This window comes from Promineifilum sp. (SeqCode) (assembly GCF_041918635.1).
Taxonomy (GTDB): Bacteria; Chloroflexota; Anaerolineae; order Promineifilales; family Promineifilaceae; genus Promineifilum.
The window spans coordinates 1-18481 of record NZ_JAYRVJ010000409.1 but is presented as its reverse complement, the minus strand read 5'-3'; the positions used below and the strand labels follow the sequence as shown (position 1 = coordinate 18481).

16 protein-coding genes and 1 pseudogene are annotated in these 18481 nt (G+C 63.4%); 4 read left to right on the top strand and 13 right to left on the bottom strand.

The annotated features are described in order from the left end of the window. Together ACE3UY_RS12755 and ACE3UY_RS12750 are read right to left on the bottom strand one after the other, a co-directional pair. Positions 1 to 501 (bottom strand): VWA domain-containing protein (locus ACE3UY_RS12755; RefSeq protein ID WP_374687892.1); only part of this gene is annotated, 501 nt, incomplete at its 3' end. Positions 502 to 758: 257 nt separating this feature from the next. Next, positions 759 to 1865, bottom strand: a complete 1107-nt coding sequence (locus ACE3UY_RS12750) for an ATP-binding protein (protein ID WP_374687891.1) — start codon at positions 1863 to 1865, stop codon at positions 759 to 761. A 238-nt stretch (positions 1866 to 2103) separates the two neighbouring features. Between ACE3UY_RS12750 and ACE3UY_RS12745 the strand changes: the two genes are divergently transcribed. Beyond that, the gene (locus tag ACE3UY_RS12745; RefSeq protein ID WP_374687890.1) at positions 2104 to 2994 is read left to right on the top strand and encodes a glycerophosphodiester phosphodiesterase; all 891 of its coding nucleotides are present in this window, start codon (positions 2104 to 2106) and stop codon (positions 2992 to 2994) included. Between the two features lie 55 nt (positions 2995 to 3049). Here ACE3UY_RS12745 and ACE3UY_RS12740 read toward each other — a convergent pair whose 3' ends face one another. The 5 genes from ACE3UY_RS12740 to ACE3UY_RS12720 form a co-directional block, all read right to left on the bottom strand. Further along, positions 3050 to 3724 (bottom strand): hypothetical protein, encoded by a 675-nt coding sequence (locus tag ACE3UY_RS12740; RefSeq protein WP_374687889.1) that lies wholly within the window; start codon positions 3722 to 3724, stop codon positions 3050 to 3052. Positions 3725 to 3790: 66 nt separating this feature from the next. Then, a complete protein-coding gene (gene aroF / locus ACE3UY_RS12735; protein WP_374687894.1) occupies positions 3791 to 4810 on the bottom strand; it encodes a 3-deoxy-7-phosphoheptulonate synthase in 1020 nt (339 codons plus the stop codon). 116 nt (positions 4811 to 4926) lie between these two features. Further along, positions 4927 to 5361 carry a chorismate mutase gene (gene aroH / locus ACE3UY_RS12730; RefSeq protein WP_374687888.1) on the bottom strand — a complete coding sequence of 145 codons (435 nt, stop codon included), beginning with the start codon at positions 5359 to 5361 and terminating at the stop codon, positions 4927 to 4929. A 318-nt stretch (positions 5362 to 5679) separates the two neighbouring features. After that, complete coding sequence (locus tag ACE3UY_RS12725) at positions 5680 to 7302, bottom strand: ABC transporter substrate-binding protein (protein ID WP_374687887.1); 1623 nt, start codon at positions 7300 to 7302, stop codon at positions 5680 to 5682. Positions 7303 to 7471: 169 nt separating this feature from the next. Further along, positions 7472 to 8341 (bottom strand): hypothetical protein, encoded by an 870-nt coding sequence (locus ACE3UY_RS12720; protein ID WP_374687886.1) that lies wholly within the window; start codon positions 8339 to 8341, stop codon positions 7472 to 7474. 191 nt (positions 8342 to 8532) lie between these two features. Between ACE3UY_RS12720 and ACE3UY_RS12715 the strand changes: the two genes are divergently transcribed. After that, positions 8533 to 9447, top strand: coding sequence for a pseudouridine-5'-phosphate glycosidase (locus ACE3UY_RS12715; RefSeq protein ID WP_374687885.1), 915 nt, complete (start codon positions 8533 to 8535; stop codon positions 9445 to 9447). A 444-nt stretch (positions 9448 to 9891) separates the two neighbouring features. After that, positions 9892 to 11247: a serine--tRNA ligase gene (serS, locus tag ACE3UY_RS12710; RefSeq protein WP_374687884.1), complete on the top strand. Its 1356-nt coding sequence runs from the start codon at positions 9892 to 9894 to the stop codon at positions 11245 to 11247. Between the two features lie 107 nt (positions 11248 to 11354). Here serS and ACE3UY_RS12705 read toward each other — a convergent pair whose 3' ends face one another. The 5 genes from ACE3UY_RS12705 to ACE3UY_RS12685 all read right to left on the bottom strand — a co-directional run bounded on the left by ACE3UY_RS12705 (position 11355) and on the right by ACE3UY_RS12685 (position 17472). Further along, the gene (locus ACE3UY_RS12705; RefSeq protein ID WP_374687883.1) at positions 11355 to 12530 is read right to left on the bottom strand and encodes a patatin-like phospholipase family protein; all 1176 of its coding nucleotides are present in this window, start codon (positions 12528 to 12530) and stop codon (positions 11355 to 11357) included. A 279-nt stretch (positions 12531 to 12809) separates the two neighbouring features. Then, positions 12810 to 13490, bottom strand: a complete 681-nt coding sequence (locus tag ACE3UY_RS12700; protein ID WP_374687882.1) for a LuxR C-terminal-related transcriptional regulator — start codon at positions 13488 to 13490, stop codon at positions 12810 to 12812. Between the two features lie 216 nt (positions 13491 to 13706). Next, on the bottom strand, positions 13707 to 14117 hold the full coding sequence (locus tag ACE3UY_RS12695; RefSeq protein ID WP_374687881.1) for a response regulator transcription factor: 411 nt from the start codon (positions 14115 to 14117) through the stop codon (positions 13707 to 13709). 166 nt (positions 14118 to 14283) lie between these two features. Further along, a complete protein-coding gene (locus ACE3UY_RS12690; RefSeq protein ID WP_374687880.1) occupies positions 14284 to 14922 on the bottom strand; it encodes a response regulator in 639 nt (212 codons plus the stop codon). 54 nt (positions 14923 to 14976) lie between these two features. Next, positions 14977 to 17472, bottom strand: a complete 2496-nt coding sequence (locus ACE3UY_RS12685) for a GAF domain-containing protein (protein WP_374687879.1) — start codon at positions 17470 to 17472, stop codon at positions 14977 to 14979. 340 nt (positions 17473 to 17812) lie between these two features. Between ACE3UY_RS12685 and ACE3UY_RS12680 the strand changes: the two genes are divergently transcribed. Next, complete coding sequence (locus ACE3UY_RS12680) at positions 17813 to 18070, top strand: GlsB/YeaQ/YmgE family stress response membrane protein (RefSeq protein ID WP_374687893.1); 258 nt, start codon at positions 17813 to 17815, stop codon at positions 18068 to 18070. 138 nt (positions 18071 to 18208) lie between these two features. Here the strand turns inward: ACE3UY_RS12680 and ACE3UY_RS12675 are convergent. Continuing rightward, positions 18209 to 18481 (bottom strand): annotated as a pseudogene (locus ACE3UY_RS12675) (hypothetical protein); the annotation flags it as partial.

Here is an 18481-nt window from a genome sequence, read left to right as displayed (position 1 = left end):
CTCTTCCTGGGGCGGCAGGTCGGTCATGCTGACGTTGCCCGCGCCGTCGGTGAGCAGGAGCATCAGCGGCAGCACGTCGGGGTGGCTGTAGGCTTCCTGACGGAAGACCAGATAGGCGAGGTAGAGACCGGCCGAGAGCGGCGTCTTGCCCCCCACGGCGATGTCCATCAGCGCCTTCTTTGCCAGTTGCACCGAGTTCGTCGGTGGCAGCACCAGGTTGGCGTCGTTCTTGTTGAAGACGATCAACCCCACCCGGTCGCGCCGCTGGTAGGCGTCGGTCAGCAGTGACAGGATGGCCCCCTTCGTCGCTTCCATGCGCTCGGCCACGGCCATGCTCCAGCTGGCATCCACGACGAACAGGATGAGGTTGGCCGAGCGTCGCACGCGCACCTTCTCGCGCAGGTCGCTCTTCTCCAGAGCCAGCGCCAAACGGGTGCGGTCGCGACGAATCTGGTGCGGAGCGGCGGCGCGGAAAGTGGCGTCAAAGGCCAGATCGCGCACCCGATCCCCCTTGGGCAAGCGAGACTGGATGTAGCGCCCGCGCTTGCGGTCGGTCTTGGTGCGCGAGCGGCGGCCGGCCTGCTTGCGCGTCAGCCGGTCTAGCTGGGTGTCTAGCCGGCGCGGCGCGAACTCCTGGGCGCTGGTGATCTTCTGGCCGCCCTCCCACCAGTGTCCGTCCTGCGGCGTCTTGGGGACCGACTGCGGGCCGGCCTCGCGCTGGTTGACTTCCGCCCCGTCGGCGGTCTCGTCATCCTCGCCTAAGGCTTTTTTTTTCCCGTGGCGGCCGTCTCCTCGACCTCTTCCTGCCGCTCGCCCATGTCGCTGATGCCCATCTCGCCCTGCACCTCGTCCAGCCGCTCCGACAGCTCCTCGGCCGAGAGAACGGTATCCTGGAACATGCGCCCGCGGATGCGGTGCGGCAGCGCTAACTCGGCGGCTAAAACGATGTCCTCATCCGTGACTCGATCGCGCCCCTGCAACGCGGCATGGGCCTGCGCCCCGCGCAGGATGACCAGATCGGCGCGGTGGCCGTCCACATTGAGCGACGACACCAGCCCGGCGATGGACTGCAAATCGCGCCGCGAATAGCGCACGGCGTTGACCATGTCGCGGGCGCGGGAGATGCGATCCGACAGCTCGCGCTCCCGGTCAGCCCACTCGCGGCGGAACCCTTCCGGGTCTACCTCGAAGGCGATGCGCCGCTCGATGATCGCCACCCGGTCGTGAGTGTCCTCCAGCCCCTCGATCTGTACCGAAAAGGCAAACCGGTCAATCAGCTGAGGCCGCAAGTCGCCCTCTTCCGGGTTCATCGTGCCGACCAGGACAAACTTGGACGGGTGGGAGAAGCTGATGCCCTCGCGCTCGACGACGTTGATGCCCATCGCCGCGGCGTCGAGCAGCAGGTCAACGACGTGGTCATCCAGCAGGTTGACCTCGTCCACGTAGAGCACGCCCCGGTTGGCCGAGGCCAGGATGCCCGGCTCGAAGTGCTTCTCACCACTCTTGATCGCTTTCTCGATGTCCAGCGTGCCGACCACACGATCTTCGGTGGCGCTGACGGGCAGGTCGATGAAGGGCGTCTGGCGCACTTCCGTGTCGATGCCAGCGTGGTCATAGCGGGCGTGGCTGTCGTCGCTCCACTCGTCGGGCCGCTCCGGGTCGCAGTTATAGCGGCTGCCGGCCAGCACGGTGATGTCGGGCAACAGGGCGGCCAGGGCGCGGGCGGCCGTGGATTTGGCCGTGCCGCGCTCGCCGCGAATGAGCACCCCGCCAATGCGCGGGCTGACTGCGTTCAGGATCAGGGCGCGCTTCATGCGCTCCTGGTTAACGATGGCCGTAAAAGGAAAAACCACTCGACGTGCCATGAATAGCTTCGACTCCATAATTCCGGGAAGACACCGCGCCTCCCCTTCTATGCACTCGAATGATTATAGCCCATTGAGCGGGGTGGGCCAATGCGCGCGCTGGCCGCCACGCCCAGGACGGTCTACAATTCGGCTGGTAGTCAGGCGATTCATCGCCGTTCTTCGTGCCGCGAGCAAGAACGACGATGAATCGCCTGACTACCAGCCTTACACCTGTAACCCACGGGAGCAACGAGACATGCGTCGTTTCGGCCTTATCCTGCTCGCTATCATCGTTCTCATCGCCCTCATTCTGGCGGCCCTCTCGCTCCTCACGCCTCCGGCGCAAGAACGCGCCTTCTTCGCCGCCAACCGGCCTATGGTCATCGCCCACCAGGGCGGCGAGGGCTTGCGCCCCAGCAACACCCTGCTGGCCTTCGACAACGCCGTCGCTCTGGGCGTGGACGTGCTGGAAACGGACGTGCACAGCACCCGCGACGGCGTCCTGGTGCTCATCCACGATGACACGGTGGATCGTACGACCGACGGCGCGGGCCGGGTCAACGACCTGACGCTGGAGGAGATCAAGCAACTGGACGCCGGCAACTACTGGACGAATGACGACGGTCAGACCTATCCCTACCGGGGCCAGGGCGTGCGCATCCCGACCCTGGAAGAAATCCTCACCGCCCACCCGCAGATGCGCTTCAACATCGAGATCAAGCAGCGCGAACCATCTATCGCTGACTCGTTATGCGAAACTTTGCGCCGCCACGGTCTGACGGAACGAACGCTCGTCGCCTCGTTCCACGGCCAGGCCATGACCGAGTTTCGCGCCGCTTGCCCCGAAGTGGCAACCTCGATGGTCGAGGATGAGATCAGACCGTTCTACATCCTCAACTTGCTGTTCCTGGGCGGACTCTTCAACCCGCCGGGCGAAGCGTTCCAGGTGCCGGAGTACTCCGGCGAGCGTCACGTGCTGACGCCCCGCTTCGTGCGCGCCGCTCAGGACAATGGCATCGCCATCCACCCCTGGACGATCGACGACCCGGCCGACATCCGGCGCTTTGTCGACATGGGCGTGGATGGCATCATCACCGACCGGCCGGATGTGATGTTGCAGGTGTTGGAAGAAATGGCTACGGATTAGGACGAAAGATACGGATTGTTATCCGTTTCCATCCGTCCCAATCCGTAGCCATTCCTTATCCCACAAATTCAGCCCGCAAGAGGCTACCGCTAGCGGCGTGGGCCAGCCAGAGGGAGTCGCCGGCCCAACACAGGCCGGTGTAGAGGGCGTCGGCAGGGTAGCGGGCCAGTTTGCGGCCGTCGGCCGGATCGAGTTGGAGGATGGCGTAGCACGGCTCATTCGTCTCCCATTCGAAGCGGCCCAGCAGCGGATCGAAGCGCATCGGCCCGGCCACACTGGCCCACAGCGCGCCGTCTCTGAAGTCGATGTCGCCCACGGCCACCGGCGCGGCCACGGATGACCGCACCTCGCTCGTCTCCAGGTCAACGGTGAGCAGCTGCCCGCGCTGTTGGGCAATCGTCCAGAGCGTCCGCCGGTTGCAGGCCACGCCCGACAGCCAGCCCTGCCCTGTCAGCAGGATCGCCCGGTCGAAGTCATTCGTCTCGGGGTTCACGCAGCGGATCATCTCCTGGTCGAAGAGCGATTGCCACAGGGCGCGGCCGTCCCAGGTCAACCCGCTCAGGTTGCCGGGGCAGTGGAGCCAGCGCCCCGTCGCCCGGCCGGCGGGGTCGAGCGCGTAGAGGCGGCCGTCGCGGTAATCGGCATTCCAGAGCGTCGCCCCGTCCCAGGCCAGCCCGGCCGGGCCGCGCCCTGGCGCGGGGAGCGATTCGCGGATGATGAGCGAACTCATGGCACTTCAGACCTGACAGGTGTCGGCGTTGGCGGCCAACGCCAACACCTGTCAGGTCTGGCTGCATCACGGCTTGATGTCGCGGCCCACGGCCTGGGCGATGGCCCGCATCTCCCTGACGAGCTTGGCGAACTTTTCCGGCTTTAACGACTGGCCGCCGTCGGACATAGCCTCCTCCGGCCGCGGGTGCACCTCGATGATGACCCCGTCCGCCCCGGCAGCGATGCCGGCCTTGGCCGCCGCGGCCACGTACTCCCACTTGCCCGTGGCGTGGCTGGGATCGGCGACCACCGGCAGGTGCGACAGGTGCTTGGCCACAGGAATGGCATTGATGTCAAAGGTGTTGCGCGTGTAATTCTCGAAGGTGCGGATACCGCGCTCGCACAGCATGACGCGGGTGTTGCCGTGGCTCAGGATGTATTCGGCGCACATCAGCCACTCTTCGATCAGGCTGCTCATGCCGCGCTTCAGCAGTACGGGGAACTGCGATTCACCCACGGCATGCAGCAGGGCGTAGTTCTGCATGTTGCGCGCCCCGATTTGCAGCACGTCGGCGTACTCACAAATGAGCGGAACCAGCGCCGGCTCCATCACCTCGGTGACGATGGGCATGCCTGTCACCTCGCGGGCCTCGGCCAGATACTTCAGCCCTTCCTCGCCTAAGCCCTGGAAGGCGTAGGGCGAGGTGCGCGGCTTGAAAGCCCCGCCGCGCAGCACGTGCGCCCCGGCTTCCTTACAGGCGATAGCCGTCTCGATGATCTGGCTGCGGCTCTCCACAGAGCACGGGCCGGCCATGACGATGATCTCGTCCCCGCCGATGGTGTGGTTGCCCAGCGGAAAGACGGTGTCCTCCGCCTTGAACTCGCGGCTGGCGAGCTTGAAGGGCTTGAGGATCGGCACAACCCGCTCTACGCCCGGCATGCGCTCCATTTGTTCCCGGTCAATGACGCGGCCGTTGCCGATGACGCCGATGATGGTGCGCTCCTTGCCGTCCGACAGATGAACCTTGCAGCCAAAATCCTCGGCGCGGGCGATAACCCCCGATTTCTCGCGCATGGTGGCGTCCGCTCTCATAATTACGATCATCATTCCATCCCGTCCTTATTCAAATGGATTCCAAGTCTAAGGGGCTAGGGGTTAGGGGCTAGGGACTAGGGAAAAGCGTTCTTCCCTAGTCCCTAGCCCTTAACCCCTAACCCCTATTACAGCGTCATGGCGAAGAACTTGACCGCCGCCTCAATCTGTGACATCTGGCGCGGCCGGATGGGCGGGACGTTGGCCCGATCGGGCCGGAGCGACTTCGCCTCGCGCAGATAGACGTGGACGATCTCTTTGGCCGTGCGCGTCGTGTTCCAGTGGATGAGGACGCGCACACAACGCGACAGCCCACCCGGCACAGCCATCTCGTGCCCGCACAGCAGGGCCGCGTCGTACCAGCCCAACTGGCGCGCGGCGTAGGCCGGGTAGGTCGAGCACAAGTCCTCGGTGGTTGTGAAGTAGACGCTGGCAATATCCTCCACGCGCATGTCGTTGGCCCGCAGGAGTGCCAGCAGCAACTCGCGCGTCGCCTCCAGAATCTCGTCCTGGTTATCGCTGCTGACGGTGATGGCGCCACGAACGCCACGACACATCATCATACGCGGTTGCTCCACCCCACTAGCCCCGTTCAAACCATTCACTTCCACCGGTGTGCTCGTCATGATTGCTGTCTCCTGTCCGCAATTATCTGACAAAATAAAAAACGCGGCTTCATCAGCCGCGTTCTTGTCTCGTCTTCGGGTCTCTTCCGTCTGGCTTACGCTTTGCAGGCCGTGGCGGACTCTCCCGCGCGCAACAAGTGCGGCTGAGTGTCAGCGCCAAAATAAAAGTAAAAGCTCGCCAGTCCGGAATGGTAACCGTTCATACTGTCAGGCATCATAGCATGCCGCGGGCGGCCCGTCAAGCAGCAAAGCGCCCTACGGTGCCAGTTCCTGCTCGTCTAATTTGAACGGAAAAGCGTAGTTGGGGATGAGCGCGACGGTACGCCGGTAGGCCTCGTTGAGCGTTGCATCGACCGGGAAGTAGCCGCTCAGCATCTCCTGCAAGACGATGGAGATGGTGAACTCGTCGTAGAGCCGGGTCATCAGCGCTCCCTGCCCCTCGCGCAAACCCCAGCGCGGCGCGGCGGCGATGCCGTCGCGCAGTCGGGCAACCACCGCTTCCCCATAGATATCCAACAGGCTCAACTCGCTACCGGCCACCGGCTGTGTCCCCCAGGCGTCGATGAACTGGCGCGGCGCGTCGGCCGTGCCCAGCCGCATGGGAACCTTGCGCTCGGTGTTGAGCGCCAGCCATTGGGCGTACCCCTCTTCGAACCAGTACTCGGCGAAGGCCTGGGCCGGTTCGCGGTCGGCCGCGGCGGTGATGCCCAAGCTGGTGATGTTGCCGAAGGCGACGGACGCGGCTCCGGCCCCGCCGCCTCGAATCTCGGTCAGAATGCCCGTATTATGAGCCAGGTAGTTGATGCCGTCTTCGGCCTCGCACTCCGGGCAACTCGGCGCGGCAGCCGGGTTCAGACCCGCCAGGTCGGGCAAGATGGCCGGCGACGTAACGATCATGCCCGTGCGCCCCGACAAAAGGGCGTTGCGGGCGCTGGTGTCAGTCTGGACGCCGGGCGGGCTGAAGCGGTTGATGGTCGAGTAGTAGTGCTCCAGCGCTTCGCGGCAAGCCGGTTCCAGGATCATCACCTCGCCCGTCTCGGCGATGATATGGCAGCCGTTAGCCAGCGCCATCTGCTCGAACGCCTGATGGGTGGTGACCAGGTTCGACTCGGTGGGGATGACCAGGCCCGAGATGATCGCCTCGCGGTCGAAGATGCGCTCGGCGGCCGTTTGCATGGCCGCAAACGTATCGGGTGGGCGCAGGCCGCGCTCGTCGAACCAGTCGGCGCGATAAAGCAGCAGTTGGTGGTAACCGTCGCTGGGCACGGCCGCCGTCTGGCCGTTCACCGTGAGCAGCTCCAGCGCCGCCGGATCGAATGTCTCGCGGCCCAACCGGTCGATCACCTCGTTGGCCGCCGACGCATCGAGCACGCCGCCCGCCGCCCAGCCGGCCGTATACTCGATGGGATGGACGATGAGGTCGGGCAGCGTCCCCGACAGGACGGCCGTGTTTACCAGATCGGGCAGCAGCGCCGGCGAGACGAGTTGCATGGCCACATTGACGCCATACCGGTCGGAGAAGTCAGCGGCCATGGCATCTAGTGCCTGCTGGTGCTCGGGCGACGTCTCGTTCACCCACACGATCAGGCCGCCCGGATTCTCAAAGGCCGGCGTGTCGGCCGTGGAAGCGTCGGCGGTGGGCGCTTCGCCGGTGGGCGTGGGCGCGACCAGCGACAGCGGCGTGGGCGGCGCGGTGGGCGTGGCCGCGGCCTGGGCGGTGGCCGTCGCCAGGCGGGGCGGGTTAGCCAGGTCGACGGTGCAGCCGGCCAATAGCGCAATTACCAGAACAGAGGCGAGGAGCGGGATCAGGATGGCCGGCGAGCCGACCGTCCCCCGGGCCCGACTCACGGCGTGAGTGCTCTTGCTTCGACGATTCATGATTCCTGCGCGCCGCGCGGGCGCGATGATGAGTTCAACAACGGGGATTGTAATAGGGCCGACGTGAGGCGACAAACCGCCGGCCATCCCTTACGGCCGACGCTCATCTACTAGAGGAATGATCCGCAGATTACGCAGACTAGAGAAGAAATCTGCGGATTCTTCCCTCTTACTCTTCCTCGTCGAGGCCGGCCAGGGGCGGCAACTGCTCGTTGCCCAGCAGCCGGCGCACCCGACGGGTCATGCGCGCCGCCGGCTTCTCGCGGTGGGTCGCCATAAGTCGCAGCGCCAGTTCCGAGAGGCTATCGAAGTTGCCGTACTCCTCGCGCAGGCGGTCTCGGTGCAGCGACATCCAGGCGAACAGGTCGGCCTCGGTGCGGCCAGGGAAGGCTTGCAGCAACCCGGACTCACGAATGACCTCGATCGTTGGCAGATAGACCATCTCGTACCACAGGTCGGCCGCTTCCTGGTAGGACACCTCGCGCTCGTCAATCAACTGTAGCTTCTGCCGCAGTTCCTCGATCTGGGCCTGCAACTCGGGGTAGCGCCCGCCGGCAGTGAAGCGGATGTCGTAGTCAGGGTGTGTGTATCGCAGGCCCGTCTTCTCCAGGAATTCGCGCTCCCGGAAGCGGTTCAGCACCTCGTCGAGACTGTCCTTCGCGCCGATCTCGATGTCGTCAGGGAATTCCCACACGTGAGCCTCAATGGTGGGGAACTTGAGTTGGCGAGCCGCCGAGACGCGATGGTTGCCGTCGCGTACGAAGTAAGCATTGCCCACCTGGTACAGTTCGATGGGCAGCCAGCCCTCGGTGTGGGCCAGCTCGGCCATCTTCACCCAGCGGTCGCGGAGCGCATCGTTGAGCGGCAGGAATTCACGGTTCATCTCGCTGTAGCGGCCAACGCTGCCAATGATCCGGTCGAGCGGCACCTCGCGCAGACCACGGTAGAGCGGGCTTTGTTGTCGCAAATTGCGGCGGATGGAGTCGAAAGGCAGCAGGAGGGACTCCCGCCCGCGCAACTTGCTAAACAGACGATCCATTCGCGCCAGCCGTCGCGCGCGTTCATATTCCGAGCGGGCCATACTGCGGGCCCCTTCACCAAGTGCCATAAGCTAGAGTCTAGAGGGGTTGGCACGACTTGGCAACAGGCGAAATGCGCAACACGTCGCACCATTGCTTGTTCAATTTGCCAGACGGCGCTGACCGGTGGGCCATATGGTACAATACCCTCATGCACGACATGCTACGGTTCTCATTCCCTGTTCAAGAAGCGCTGGCCGGCGACGGACCTGTTGTCGCCCTGGAAAGTACGGTCATCACTCACGGCCTGCCCTACCCACAGAACGTCGAGACGGCGCTGATGATGGAGGCCGCCGTGCGCGCCGGCGGCGCGACGCCGGCCACTATCGCCATCCTGAGCGGCCGGCTGACGGTCGGGCTGACTACAGACGAGATCGAATATCTGGGCCAGCGGGCCGGCCAATCGGTGCGCAAGTGCAGCCGGCGCGACCTCGCCATCGCCGTGGCCTGCGGCGAGGACGGGGCAACGACGGTGGCCGGGACTATGCTGGTGGCCCACATGGCCGGCATTGAGCTGTTCGCCACGGGCGGCATCGGCGGCGTCCATCGCGGCCACCCGTTCGACGTCAGCGCCGACCTGCGCGAGTTGGGCCGGACGCCGGTCACGGTTGTCAGCAGCGGGGCGAAGTCCATCCTCGACCTACCTGCCACCCGCGAGGTGCTGGAGACAGAGGGTGTGTCGGTCGTGGGCTATGGCACCGACGAGCTGCCCGCCTTCTTCGCCCAAACGTGCGGACTACCGGTGGATGTGCGGCTGGACGATCCAGCCGGCGTCGCCGCGCTCATTCGCGCCCGCCGTCGCCTGGGGTTGAACAGCGGCACGCTGGTGACCGTTCCCGCGCCGGCCGAAGCGTGCATGGATCCCGAGGAGGCGGAGGCGGCTGCCGCCCGCGCCGCGCGTGAAGCGGACGAACTGGGCATCCACGGCGCGGCGTCCACACCCTGGCTCCTGCGGCGTGTGGTCGAACTGACCGAGGGACGCAGCCTGCGCGCCAACACGGCGCTACTACAGAACAACGGGCGCGTGGCGGCGGAGATCGCCGTGGCCCTGGCAAAGGCGCTCTAGACCTGACAGGTGGGCGGCCATAGATGCGCTGATGAAAACGAGACTCATGGCCGGCCACCTGTCAGGGCTGAAAGCGGCGTTGACAGCGCCGCGCCGCCGCTCTATAATGGTCGCCAATCGAATAGAACAACAACGTCGACGGAGATAAGTACGACGGACAGCGGGCACAGAGAGTTGGCGGCCGGTGCGAGCCAACCCCGCCACCGGCGGAATTCCACTCTTGAGTTGCTCCCCGCCAGCCGCAAGGCCCAAGGAGAGCCGGCCGCGCCCGTTACCGCGCAGTAGAGGCCCGACCCGCGCGGTCGCGGCGAAACCAGGTGGCACCACGGGGCCCCCTCGTCCTGGCAGACGAGGGGGCTTTTCTATTCTCACAGATGCAGCGGGGCGAACACGCTTAGAAGCTGCGCCATCTGTGAAATCTGTGGATGCTCTTAGGAGACCAACATGATCGACATTAACTTGATCCGCGAGAACCCGGACTGGGTAAAAGAGCAGATCGCCAAGCTCAACGATAGCGCTCCGATCGATGACATCCTGGCCGCCGACACGCGCCGCCGGGAAATCATCCTGGAGGTCGAAGACTTGCGGCGGCAGCGTAACGAAGGCTCGAAGCAGGTCGGCGTCTGGATGGGCGCGCTCAAGAAGCTGGAAGGCGATCTGAAGCGAGCCGCGGCCGGCGAGCCGGGCGAGGCGCTGCAGGCCGAGGCGCGCAACCTTCAGCTAAAGGTGGACGGGGCCAAGGACGAGACGCGCCGTTTGGGCGAGCGCATTGCCGCGCTGGAAGAGGAGTTGCGCGCGGCCGAGGCCGAAGTGGACGAGAAGATGCTCTGGGTTCCCAACCTGCCACACGAGAGCGTCAAGGTCGGGCCGGACGACAGCCACAACATCGCTCACCCGCCCCAGGGCGCGCCGCTGCCCACCTTCGACTTCGACCCGAAGGCGCACTGGGACTTGGGGCCGGCGCTGGGCATCATCGACTTTGAGCGGGGTGTGAAGTTGAGCGGTTCGCGCTTCTACGTGCTGCGCGGCCAGGGTGCGCGCCTGCAGCGGGCCGTCATCCAGTTCATGCTGGACTATCACACCACCATCCACGGCTACACCGAGATCTACCCGCCGTTTATGGTGCGCTCGGCCATGTTCGTCGGCGCGGGGCAGCTGCCCAAGTTCGTTGATAACATCTACCGCGACGCTGAAGAGGACTACATGTGGTTGGGCACGGCCGAGATCGCCCTGACCAACCTTCACCGCGACGAGATTCTGGAGGAAGCCGATCTGCCGCTCAACTACGTCGCCTACACGCCCTGCTTCCGGCGCGAGAAGATGAGCGCGGGCCGGGATGTGCGCGGCATCAAGCGTGGCCACCAGTTCGACAAGGTGGAGATGTATAAGTTTACGACGCAAGAGACAAGCTATGAGCACCTCAACCTGCTGGTGCAGCATGCCACGGACATCTGCGCCGCGCTGGGATTGCCCTACCGGATTGTGGAGATGGTGACGGGCGACCTGGGCTTCGCCGCGACTAAGAAGTTCGACGTGGAGGTGTGGGCCGCCGGCTGCCGCGAGTGGCTGGAGGTCAGCTCGGCCAGCAATTGCGAGGCGTTCCAGGCGCGGCGGGCCAACGTGCGCTATCGCCCCGCAGATGGGGGCCGGCCGCGCCATGCCCACACGCTGAACGCCAGCGGTCTGGCCCTGCCCCGCATCATGATCGCGATCCTGGAGAACAACCAGATGACCGACGGGCGCGTGCGAGTTCCAGAAGCGCTGCGGCCCTATATGGGGGGATTGGAAATCATCGGCTAGAGACTATCGGGGCGTCTGTAGTCAGGCGATTCATCGCCGTTCTTCGCGAAGGAAGGAAGAACGGCGATGAATCGCCTGACTACGAACCACGGTAATGAACCGCCTGACTACGAAACGCTCTCCACTCGGGCGTTCCCCCGGTAGCGGCGGGACAGCCCGCAAGTGGGCAGCAGCTCGGCGCAACGGGTAACGGCGCGCGTGGTCAGGCGCGTCGTCACCAGTCCCGTTCGCAACGCCAAGCGCGTGCCAGGCAGCGCCAACGGCAGCTGCGCCAGCATCTGCGGCCCGCTCTTCACCATCGCCCCGGCCAGTTGGCCGTAAAGCGCGGCCGACCGCCGCAGCTGCCGGGTATAGCGACTCCGGGCCGTTCCATAGGCGACGATCGCATCGCTGTTGCCGTTCAGCCCCTCGACGCCGTTCCCCAGGCGGGCGCGGCGTACGCGCCGCTTGCCCAACACCTCACCCCGGCGCTTGCGCTCGCTGAGATACTGGCACATGAAGTTGTAGCCATACTGAATCCCTTCCTGCACCGTGTCGATGTAGCGCATGTCTTGGTACTGCTCCGAGTCCAGGTTGATCACCTCGATGGCCACGCCATCGGTGCGGACGACCGTCTCGATCTGACTCTTGACCTGGGAGTGAAGCAGCAGGTCAACGACATGAACCATCGTGTCGAGAGCCGAGTTGCGCTTGTCCGGCGTCTGGAACTGGCTGGCCAGGTTCAGACCGATTATCTCGGTCGCGCCGCGCTCTACCGCTTCCATCACCGGCAGCATGGCCCCCAGCCCGCCATCGGCATAGGTATGGCCATTGACCTCCCACGAGGGATGCAGCGGAGCCATGGCCGTACTGCTCATCAAGCCGTCCACCAGACGGTCGTCCGGATTGTCGCCGAAGACGTGGTTCACGCCGGTATCCATGTCGGTTGCCACCACGTAGCACGGCAATGTCAGGTCGCCAAAACGCTCGACGGGCAGGTAATGATCCAGGACGGACTTGACGCCGACGTTGGCGAACAGGGAGGGCAGCCGCAGCACCAGGCTCAACGCGGCCACCTTGTTGCCGCCGGGAAAAAGGTCGTCGGCCACCACCGTGGCGTACAGCTTCTTCAGTTCCTCGACGCCCTCCAGCGTCGGGTTCGACGCCAGCCAGGCAGCGTTGATCGCGCCGATAGACGTGCCGACGATCATATCCGGTTTAATTCCCGCTTCCAAAAGCGCCTGAAGCGCGCCCACCTGGAGCGCCCCGCGGCTTCCACCACCACTTAAAACAAAAGCTAACATCTTTACACCTACTGAAACGATTGACGATTATTGATCCCAGGCATGGAAAAGGGGCTTTTCATCTAGAAAAGCCCCTTGGTTTGACTAGTATCGCTAACTGAGCGATTGCCTGGGTTTGAATCAACTTAACTCACGGCGAGCCGGTCAATTAGAGTAGATTGACCGGCTCGCCGCTCTTTATCCTGGGCCCGGTCTAAGTCGATAGAGAACAGGCCCAGGGTAAACGGCAGACAGCCTTGGACTTCCTTCCTAATAGTTGCTCGGTAATGCCAGCGTGGCTTAAGCGGCAACAGGCAAGGGGCCGTTCTGCCGGGAATGAACACGGTAAATGGCGGCCGCTTCGTGACGGCTGCTCGTCTCCAGCTTCTTCAGGATGCTGTGGACGTGGTTCTTAACCGTTCCCCAGCCGATCACCAGTTCGTCGGCGATCTCCCGGTTGGAGTAGCCCGCGCCGATGAGGCTCAGCACCTCGCGCTCGCGCGAAGTCAACTCATGCAGTCCGGCGATCCCCTCCATGCCCCACGCGCCGATGAACGGCTGCTGGGCCAGCTGGGTCAGACGGCGCATCAGATGCACCACTACGTCGGGGGCCACAAGCGCCTGGCCGGCGTGCGCGGCGCGAATCTTTTCCACCAACGTGGACATCGACTCCTGGCGCAGTACGTAGCCGACCGCGCCGGCCTCGACGTATTGGGTGATCATCTCGGGCTGGTTGCGGACGCCCACGACGAGGATTCCAGTTTCCGGCTGCTTGGTGTGAACCCGACGAACGAGTTCAAGGATGCTCTCCCCTTCCAGCGCGGGGCCAACAAGGAGCAGGTTAGCATGGGGAAGTAGAAAGTCGGTCTCTTCGACCGTACGCGCGCACCCGACCACATAGATACCCTCTTCCCGATCCAGGATCGTGCGCATTGCGTCGCAAATTAGACCAGAGTCATCGGCAATTAGTACACGGATCATGGAAAAAGCTCCTTCTTTCGATATTGTGTCCTCGATAGTTCTATCGAGGACGGTTGACTTTAGTTTTCGCTGATGAAGTCGCCAATGGTTGATTTGTTTGATGAGGATATTGTGCACTAAAAACTGTGCCCCCGATATGGGTAATGATCCCACCATCGGCACTGGTAAACCCGTATTTCTCTGTGAAAACGGTCTACTTTTTGGGGCGGCAGCCCGTTAACGAGGCAAAAATGAAGAGGGGATGGCCGGGCTGAGGAATAGCTCGCCGTTATAGGCGGCGCGCACCGCTTCGGGCAACTCATCAGTGGCGCGGCGCTTCAGCACGTAGCCGCGCGCGCCCATGCGCATCGCCTGCTGCACCAGCGCGGCGTTGACGTGCATGGAAAGGATGACAATGTTGATTGCGTCCTGCGCTTGCCGGATCAATTCGGTCGCGTGAATACCGTCCATGTTAGGCATGGAAATATCCATGACCACCACATCGGGCTGGTGGAACATCGCCAACTGAACGGCTTCGTTCCCATCCCCCGCGGTGGCCACGATTTCCATATCTCCCTGGTTCGCCAACAAAGCCCGGATGCTTTCCCGGACCAGCGCATGATCGTCAGCAACTAGAATGCGAATCAAGTCGATTGTCCTTATTTCATCGTTAGCGGCGATGTCCGTTCGTTTCCCACGAACTTGATCTGAATACAGCATTAGCCCTATTATGGCCCCAACAGGGGGGTAGACAACATGGGGGAATTCCCTACCAAACCCGCCTAATCCGCCTGAAACTGCCGTGAAATGATGATTATTTATCCACGAAGATCAGACCGCGCTTGATGGCCACCCGGATGAGCGTGGCCAGATCATCGACCTCCAGCTTGGTCATCAGGTTGGCGCGATGCTTTTCCACGGTCTTGACGCTGATGCTCAGCATGGTGGCGATGGCTGTGTTTGTATAACCCTCAGCCACCAGTTGTAGCACCTCGCGCTCGCGAGCGGTCAGGGTAGGGCCGCTGTCGCCGGTCGGCGAAAGGAGCATGTTCATGACTGATTCCGAAATGGTTGGGCTCAAGTAGAGCTTGCCGGCGCTGGCCGACCGGATAGCCAGCACGAGTTCGGAAGATAGCGCGTCCTTCAGCAAGTAGCCCTTGACGCCGCGCCGCACGAGTCCCTGAATGATGGCCGTGTCGGCATGCATCGATACGACAACCACTTGCGTGGGCGTGTTGAGTTCCAGAATGCGTGACGCGGCCTGCACGCCATCCAACTGCGGCATTGACAGGTCCATCACCACCACTTCAGGCTGCAACTTCTCGGCCAGTTCAACCGCCTCATAGCCGGTTGCCGCCTCACCGATGACCTGAACCTCATGGCTATTTTCCAGCAGCGCGCGCAGCCCCTGGCGCACCAGATGATGATCATCGGCAATGACCACTCGTATCATGCTTCTACTCCCCTCATAGGATAATTAAGAATCAGGAACTGAAACCTCGGTTTTTCAGAGGTCAACCGGGATGCGCGCGGTCAGGCGCGTGCCCCGCTCAGGCTCTGTCTCCACGGTCAACGTGCCGCCCAGTAGTTCCGCACGCTCGAACATGCTGATCAGGCCAATGCCGCCTTGCCGTCGCACGCTGGGCGCGTCCGGCTCGAAGACGAAGCCGTGGCCGTCATCGACAACGGACAGGCTTAGATGACCGTCCGCGTGCTTCAACACCACACTGGCATGCTGCGCTTCAGCATGCTTGACAACGTTCGTCAGCGCCTCCTGCACAAAGCGGTACATTGACAGGGAAACGGTCGTTGGTAAGTCCGGTAATTCAACCCCTCGGTAATCGACGGGGAGATTGGTGCGCGTCGAGAAGTCGTGGCACAGACCCTCCAGGGCCACATTAAGCCCGAAGGCGTCCAGGCCCGGCGGACGCAGGTCGTGGGCCAGCGTGCGCAGGGTCTCCATGGTGCTATCGGCCAACCCGGCCACGTCAGCCAATCGCTGCCGGAGATCGCTCTGCTCGGCCGGCAGGCTGGCCCGGATCAGGTCCAGACTGATCTTGAGCGACGTCAGCGACTGGCCGGCCTCGTCGTGCAGTTCGCGGGAGATGCGCAGACGTTCCTCTTCTTGTGCAGTCACGATCTGGCGGGTCAGCTCGCGCAACCGCTCGCGCTGGAGTTCGGCCACCCCCCGCGCCCGGCGCTGTGAGTCGAATAGCTGGGCATTCTCCATCGCCAGGCCGGCCTGTACGGCCAGGATGGTCAGCAGGCGCTCATCATCACGTGTGAAGGCGCCGGGCTCACCGCATTGGACGCTGATCGTCCCCAGCGGCCGGTTGCGGCTCTGAATGGGCGCGACGAGCAGCGAACGGACGCCGACGCTGTGGGCAAAGCGCGAGGCGTGCGAATCCGTCTGCACGTCGGCAACATTGGTTACAAGCCCCGAGAGGAAGACTTGCCCGGCAATGCCCTCCCCGCTTTCGAGGATGTAGGCATCGACATCGCGGGAAATGCCGGCCCAGGCGGCCGGGTAAAGGCGCTCCGGACGGCCGCGGATCAGGTGGATGACCGTCCACTCGGTGCGTGGCACAAGTTGGTGTGCCGTGCGCACGATCAACTCCAGGATGTTTTCCGGCTCCAGCGTTTCGCTCAGCGTCCGGCTGGCCGCAGCGACGGCCTCATTCTCACGCAGCCGGCGCTCCAGCGCGCTGTGCTGGTTGACCTTACCGATGGCGATGGCCGTCCAGGTGGCGACGGCCTGGAGCGTCTGCACGTCGTCGAGGGCGAAGGCGTCGGCGCGCGTGTGAACGGCTTCCAAGACGCCGAGCACCTGGTCTTGCCAGCGAATGGGCACGGCGATGATCGACTCCGGCTCGTAGCCGGTCGCCCGCGCCAGTTGCGCCGAGCGCCGGTTACGGCACTCTTCGCCGCTGAGCCACACCGCGCGCCCCATGGTCCAGACCTCGCCGGCGACGCCCACGTTGTCTGGGATACGCAGGTGACCGATATCGTAGCCATCTGTCTGATCAATGGCGGCGATCTCTAATTCGTTTTGGTGATGGAGGAAAAGGATCAGCAGTTCGGCCTGCAACAGGGAACGAGCGGCCGACAGCACCTGCTCATAGATCCACGTCAGTTCCAGCGAGGAAGCCACGGCCTGTCCCATGGCGTTGAGTGTAGACAGGCGGGCCACCGAGCGCGCCAGCGACTCTTCCAGTTCGCGCCGCCCGGTGATGTCCTGGATGATACCGGACATACGCACAATCTGGCCGCTCTCCGACGTGATAGGCCCGCCTGCTCCATAGACCAGGCGGATGGTGCCATCCGGGTGGAGAAGCCGGTAGTGGTGCTCATAGGGCTGAAGCGTCTCGACCGCGCGCAGCAAGTCCGTGCGTATGCGCTCCAGGTCATCGGGGTGTGTACGCGCGATGAATACCTCATTCGGGTCCGCCGCGCCGTCCGGTTCCAGCCCATAGACCGCGTAAAGGGTATCCGACCAAAACGCCTCCTCGCGCAGCACGTCGTACTCCCAGTGGCCCATATGGGCCATTCGCTGCGCCTCTTCCAGGCGGTGTTCGGCCCGGCGCAAATGCTCCAGCGTGTTCCGTCGCTCAGTGATGTCGCGTCCCTCGGCGATGAGCATGTCTACATTGCCCGCAGCGTCGGGGATGGACTTGATGGTGAAGTCGATGGCGATAATGCGGCCGTCGGCGCCCTGAATCTCGGTCTCATAGCGCACCAGTTCGCCGGCCGCGGCGCGCTCGACGGCCGCGCGCAGTGGTTCCTGCGTTTCCGTCGGCATGAGCCACCAGGACATATCCCAGAGCTTCTGGCCAGCCGCCTCTTCGCGTGACACGCCTGCAAACTCCAGCGCAGTCTGGTTAGCCTCGATCAGGACCCCATCCGGCTCCATGAGCATGATGAACTGATAGGAGTGATCGAAAACGGTGTGAAAACGTTGCTCGTGCGAAACAGCGGGACGCAACTGAGTACCATCGACAGTCATTCGTTTCTCCACCACAAAAATTGTGTCGGCAGTGTGGGGGACGATGATGGCGCATTGTACCCCATGTCCTTCTCAGGGCACAATGTCGGTTCGGGCCGGCCTCTCTAGCCAATTCGGCACGATCGCCGCCATTTGAGGAGGGCGAAATGTATCTTGCCTATATCCCTCTCTGTGTCCGTCGCACATTGAGAACGAACGCCGCGATCGGGTAGGCTATGCGTGTGTGGGCGAGGAACGCACTTGGGTAGAAGATGACTCAACGAAGGGTCAGTCACAAGTACGAGCCTCTCGCCCCTGAATATAACAGTCTTAGTTTTCTTGGAGGTTTTTTGACATGCTCGTGAATATTCTGGCTTGGATTATTGTGGGTGGTCTGGCGGGTTGGATCGCCAGCATGATCATGGGCCGCGACGCCCAGATGGGCCTGGTGGCCAATATCGTTGTCGGCATCATCGGTGGCATCATCGGTGGCATCATCGCCCGCGCGCTCAACCTTGGGCCGGGGTTTGAAGGCTTCAACATCTACAGCCTGCTCATCGCTATCGTGGGCGCGATCATTCTGTTGTTCGTCCTGCGCCTGGTACGCCGGGGGGCGTAAGGTCGCAGGTTTGATTAGCCGGTCACAACCCGGCTGATCGGCAACGCGCGCTCCGGGCCATGGCCCGGAGCGCGCTTTTTTGTGGTGCCTTTTGGAGAAGACCTGACAGGTTTCAGATAACCTGTCAGGTCTTAATATCTAGGGGCGGTTGCTATACCAGGCATGGTAGACGGCCTCGCGCACATCTTCCCAGGGCACTTCGCTGGAGCGGGACGCTAGCCAGCGCTCGCGCAGTTCGGCCTCCGCCGCTTCCCACGACGCGCCGGCCGCGGCCTGGTCGCCCATCGCCGCGCCGAACTGGTACGCCTCGGCCACCCGCTCGAACGGCCAGCCCTTGGGGGCATAGGTCTGGTTGTAGTGATCGTGAAAGAGGGAGTGGCGGGTGTCGAAATCAACGCCGCGGTCGAAGGT